This window comes from Corallococcus sicarius (assembly GCF_003611735.1).
GTDB classification, from domain to species: domain Bacteria; phylum Myxococcota; class Myxococcia; order Myxococcales; family Myxococcaceae; genus Corallococcus; species Corallococcus sicarius.
The window spans coordinates 1-1,074 of sequence record NZ_RAWG01000650.1; the positions used below are offsets into that span (position 1 = coordinate 1).

The following is a 1,074-nucleotide window of genomic DNA, read 5'->3' on the forward strand; positions in this document are numbered from 1 at the left end:
ATCTCGCCTACCTCATCTACACGTCGGGCAGCACGGGCCGTCCCAAGGGCGTTGCCATCACCCAGGGCAATGCCGTCGCCTTCCTGCACTGGGCCCTGGCGACGTACTCGCCTGAAGAGCTCAAGGGCGTGCTCGCGGCGACGAGCCTCAACTTCGACCTCTCGGTGTTCGAGCTGTTCGCGCCGCTCTCCAGCGGAGGCGCCGTGGTGGTGGCACGCAATGCCTTGCACCTGGCGGAGCTGCCCACCGCGTCGGAGGTGACGCTCATCAACACCGTGCCCTCCGCCATGGCTCAACTGGTGCGGCTGGGCGCGGTGCCAGTGGGAGTGCGTGTCATCAATCTCGCGGGCGAAGCGCTGCCGGACACGCTGGCGAAGCAGGTGTACGGCCTGTCCTCCGTGCGGAAGCTCTACAACCTCTACGGCCCGTCCGAGGACACGACGTACTCCACGGGCTCGCTGGTGGGGCGCGAGGAAGTCCCGCTCATTGGTCGGCCTCTGCCTGCCACGCGCGCCTATGTCCTCGACGCCGCCTTGCAGCCGGTGCCCGTAGGTGTCGCCGGTGAGCTGTACCTGGCGGGCGAAGGTCAGGCGCGCGGCTACCTGCTGCGTCCGGACCTCACCGCGGAGCGCTTCGTCCCGGAGCCCTACGGCCCGCCGGGTGGCCGCATGTACCGCACGGGAGACCGTGTCCGGTACCGCGAGGACGGCCGGCTGGAATACCTCGGCCGCGTCGACTTCCAGGTGAAGGTGCGGGGCTTCCGCATTGAGCTGGGGGAAGTCGAAGCCGCGCTGCGCAAAGCTCCGGGCATCAAGGATGCGGTCGTTGTCGCGAAGGGTGAAGCTGCGGACAAGCGGCTCGTCGCCTACGTCGTCGCGAAGGCGGGCGAAACCCTGGAAGCCGAAGCGCTCAAAGTCCAGCTGCGTCAGGGCCTGCCCGAGTACATGGTGCCCTCGGTGCTGATGGTGCTGGAGGCCCTGCCCCTCAACGCCAACGGCAAGGTGGACCGCAAGGCCCTGCCAGAGCCCGAAGCGCCCCAGTCGGGCAGCACCTACCTCGCACCGCGCACGACGA

The 1,074-nt window shown here is 68.6% G+C and carries 1 protein-coding gene; it reads left to right on the forward strand.

Annotation, left to right across the window (positions count from 1 at the left end):
* Positions 1-1,074 (forward strand): AMP-binding protein (locus D7X12_RS41495; protein WP_147444005.1); only part of this gene is annotated, 1,074 nt, incomplete at both ends.